This is a genomic window from Mycobacterium sp. (assembly GCF_035506235.1).
Lineage (GTDB): Bacteria > Actinomycetota > Actinomycetes > Mycobacteriales > Mycobacteriaceae > Mycobacterium.
In genome coordinates this window covers 1-3939 of the sequence record NZ_DATJPU010000146.1, presented here as the reverse complement: position 1 = coordinate 3939, position 3939 = coordinate 1, and the positions used below count along the sequence as shown (strand labels likewise).

3 protein-coding genes are annotated in these 3939 nt (G+C 67.9%); all 3 read left to right on the top strand.

The genetic code is table 11. From position 1 onward, the window contains the following. Window positions 1-166 precede the first annotated feature (166 nt). Window positions 167-1510: a hypothetical protein gene (locus tag VMD50_RS13885; RefSeq protein ID WP_325428326.1), complete on the top strand. Its 1344-nt coding sequence runs from the start codon at window positions 167-169 to the stop codon at window positions 1508-1510. Window positions 1511-1560: 50 nt separating this feature from the next. After that, window positions 1561-3111, top strand: coding sequence for an alpha-N-arabinofuranosidase (locus VMD50_RS13880; RefSeq protein ID WP_325428325.1), 1551 nt, complete (start codon window positions 1561-1563; stop codon window positions 3109-3111). A 300-nt stretch (window positions 3112-3411) separates the two neighbouring features. Continuing rightward, window positions 3412-3939, top strand: a 528-nt coding sequence (locus VMD50_RS13875; protein WP_325428324.1) for a glycoside hydrolase family protein, incomplete at its 3' end; no start/stop codon positions are given.

Below are 3939 nucleotides of genomic sequence, written 5' to 3'. Positions count from 1 at the left end.
CCTGACGCCCGCGCAGGTCGCGCAACTTGAGGCCGCGGGGCGGCTCCAGACGCTCGGGCCGCCCGCGGTGGTGACGGTGCGTGACAGTCAGGTGCAGCTGGCGGTTGACCTGCCGCGCCAGGCGGTTTCGCTGCTGGTGCTCGACTGGTAGCCGTTCCGCACCGGCATGAAGCCATACCCCTGTCTCGTCCTCGGCGCCGCTCTGCTGCTGCCGGCGTTCGGCGGTGAACCGGAGCTGCCGCCAGGGCGCGTGACCCGGGTCATCGACGGCATCCGCTTCGAATTCGCGCCCGAGCAGGAACCGGTGGTGCGCGAGCTCGCGCCGCTGGTGGCGGCGCTGAACCGCGAGGCGGCTCCCGCCGTGGCCGCCGCACCCGAGCCGTTGAGCGTCGCGGACCTGGGCGCGCATCGGGACGACTACCTGCGCCGCATCGCGGCCGCCATCGGCCTGGCGGAGCCCACGGCCGCGCAGCAGGAGTGTTATGGCGCGTTCCTGGAGAATTTCCGCGCCACGCAGGCCCTGCAGGAGGTGATGCTGACTTTTGTTCGCGGCCTCAAGATCGGGTCGGTGACGGTGTGGACCAAGGACGCGTTGATGGACCGTCTCAGGGCGGGACAAGCGGTGACGGGCTTTTCACTCGATGCCGACGGGCAGCACGTCAATTTCGATTGGCACACCAACACGACGATGACGGCGAAGCCCGAGCAGCAGGAGCGGCTCGGGGCGCTGGGCCGGGAGCGGGCGCGCCTGCTGCACCAATACTCGTACCAGTACTCGGTCAAGAACGGCGTGGCCCAGATTTCGGGTGAAGTCCGCCCGCAGCGGCCCGCGCCACCGGAGCCGGTCCACGACCGCACGCCGCCCCCCGCGCCCGCCCCGGAGCTGCCGGCGCTGCCCGTGGTGATCAAGCCCGACCAGATGGGACTCCCGCCGAAGGAGCTGGCGGCGGCGCTGGCCCAGACGCTGGGGGCCTTCACCAAATTCACCACCGAACGGCTCGCCGAGGACCCCTACCAGCTGGCTTACCTGATCTTCCACGAGACGACCGAGATGGGGGTCGTGGACCGCTATATCGGCAGCGCGGACCGCCGGTGGCTGTGCGAGGGCGTCGCCAACTACACGGCATGGCGGGTTGCCCGCGACGTGGCGGGCGAGGCCGCCGCGCTTCGGGTCTACAATCTGCCGGCACAGCTCGCGCAGTACGCCGACTACCGAACGAAGGTCGACCTGCGCCGCTGGCCGGCGGTGGAGAACCAGCGTCCGGCGGATGCCGAGACGCCGCTGACCAAGGCCCATTATGCCTACGCCACCCGGGCCGTCAGCCTGATGGTCGGGCGCCACGGGGAGGACCTCCTGCCGCGCCTATTGCAGGAGATCGGCCGGACTCCCCGCCAGAAGGTCACGATGCGCACCGTGGCAAAAGCGTACAAGAAATTGACCGGCGAGGACCTGTCCGCAATCCTCGCCGCCGCGCTGGCGCCCGGCGAATCGCGGCCGCCACCGCCCTGAAATCCTGGACGCCCCGGGAAACCACTCCCATGAATACCCTGAAATCCCTGTTGAGCCTCGCGGTTGGCCTGGCCGTGCTGCCGGCGCTGCCCGCCGCGGCCCAGGAGGCCGCTCCGGCGGAATCGGCCGCGCTCGTGCTCAAGGCCGACCAGCCTGGGCCGGTCATCGACCGCCATATCTACGGCCAGTTCTCCGAACACCTGGGCCACTGCATCTACGGCGGCATCTGGGTCGGGCCGGACTCGCCGATCCCCAACACCCGCGGCATCCGCAACGACGTCGTGGCCGCGCTGCGCGAGCTGCACGTGCCCGACGTCCGCTGGCCGGGCGGCTGCTTCGCCGACGAGTACCACTGGCGCGACGGCATCGGGCCGCGGGCGCAGCGGCCGAAGATGATCAACACCCACTGGGGCGGGGTGGTGGAGGACAACAGCTTCGGCACCCACGAGTTCATGGATTTCTGCGAGCAGATCGGCACCGAGCCGTACCTCTGCGGCAATGTCGGCAGCGGCACCGTGCAGGAGATGATGGAGTGGGTCGAATACATGACCTCCGACGCCGACTCGCCGCTGGCCAACCTCCGCCGGAAGAATGGGCGCGACGCGGCGTGGAAGCTGCCGCTGATGGCGATCGGCAACGAGAGCTGGGGTTGCGGCGGCGGCATGCGGCCGGAGTACTACGCGGACGAGTTCCGGCGCTACAACACCTTCGTCAAGAATTACCCCGGCAACCACATCTTCCGCGTGGCCTGCGGCCCGAGCGACCACAACTACGCGTGGACCGAGACGCTCATGGCCATGGCGGAGCGGCAGATGGACGGTCTGGCGCTGCACTATTACACGATCTCCACCGGCAACTGGCGCGACAAGGGCTCCGCCACCGAGTTCGGCGAGCAGGACTGGTTCAACACCATGAAGCACACGCTGGTGATGGATGAGCTGGTCACCAAGCACTCGGCGATCATGGACAAGTACGACCCGCAGAAGCGCGTCGCGCTGGTGGTGGACGAGTGGGGCAACTGGTACAACGTCGAGCCCGGCACCAACCCCGGGTTCCTCTACCAGCAGAACACGATGCGCGACGCGGTCGTCGCCGGCCTCAACCTCCACATCTTCCAGAAGCACGCCGACCGGGTGCGGATGGCCAACATCGCCCAGATGATCAACGTGCTGCAGTCGATGCTCCTGACCGACGGCCCGAAGATGGTCCGCACGCCGACGTACTGGGTGTTCGACATGTTCCAGGTCCACCAGGACGCGACCTCGCTGCCCGTCAACCTCCAGACGCCGGAGTACACGTTCCACGGCGAGTCCATTCCCGCGGTCAGCGCCTCGGCCTCGCGGGCCAAGGACGGCAAGGTGCACCTGTCGCTGGTCAACGCCGACCCCGATCACGACGTGACGGTGGCCTGCGCGCTCGAGGGCCTCGCCGCCAAGACGGTAACCGGCCAGGTGCTCACGGCGTCGACGATGGACGCGCACAACACCTTTGACGCCCCCGATGCGGTGCACCCCGTGCCGTTCACCGGCGCCGCGCTGGCTGGCGGCAAGCTGCAGGTCACGCTCCCGTCCAAGTCGGTCGTCGTGCTGGAACTGGACTGAGCGGGGCACCACGCTTGCGGTCTCCCCTCTCCAGGCGGAACCATGCAGTCGATATTTCCGGGTGCCGTAGCTGCCGAGGCGACGAGGCAGGCATTTGCCAAACACTGCGCCAACAGCCTCCTTACGTCGGCTGCTACATTTTCCTGCATGGTTCCCGCTAGGGAGGGGATTACCGCCGGTCTGCAGGCAAAATCCCCTCTAGAAAGAGGGGTGGCCGGAGGCCGGGGTGTGTGCTTTAGAATTGGCCATTCTCGACCCCGCAGTGCTGCCATGCGTCTAGCCGGATTTCTATCCGTCGTTTTGTTCGCCTTTGCCGCGCCCTTGGCCGCGGAAGCGCCCCCCGCCGGCAAGCTCGCCGCCAAGCCGCTGTTCCGCGACCCGGTGTACGACGGCGCGGCCGACCCGGTCGTGGTCTGGAACGGGGCGGCGAAGCAGTGGTTCCTGTTCTACACCAACCGGCGCGCCAACCTGCCCGACGACCAGATCCATGGCGTCGACTGGGTGCACGGCACGCACATCGGCATCGCGACCTCGGACGACGGGGGCGCCGACTGGAAGTACGACGGCACGATCCAGGTCGACTACGGCCAGCCCGACTACACCCAGTGGGCGCCGGAGGTGATCGAGCACGACGGGCTTTATCACCTGTTCCTCACCATCGTGCCGGGGACGTTCACCGACTGGAAGCACCCGCGCGACATCATCCATCTCACGAGCCACAACCTCGTGCACTGGCATTACGAGTCGACCCTCAAGCTGTCGTCCACCCACGTAATCGATCCGTGCGTCCACCGGCTGAAGGACGGCACGTGGCGCCTGTGGTACAAC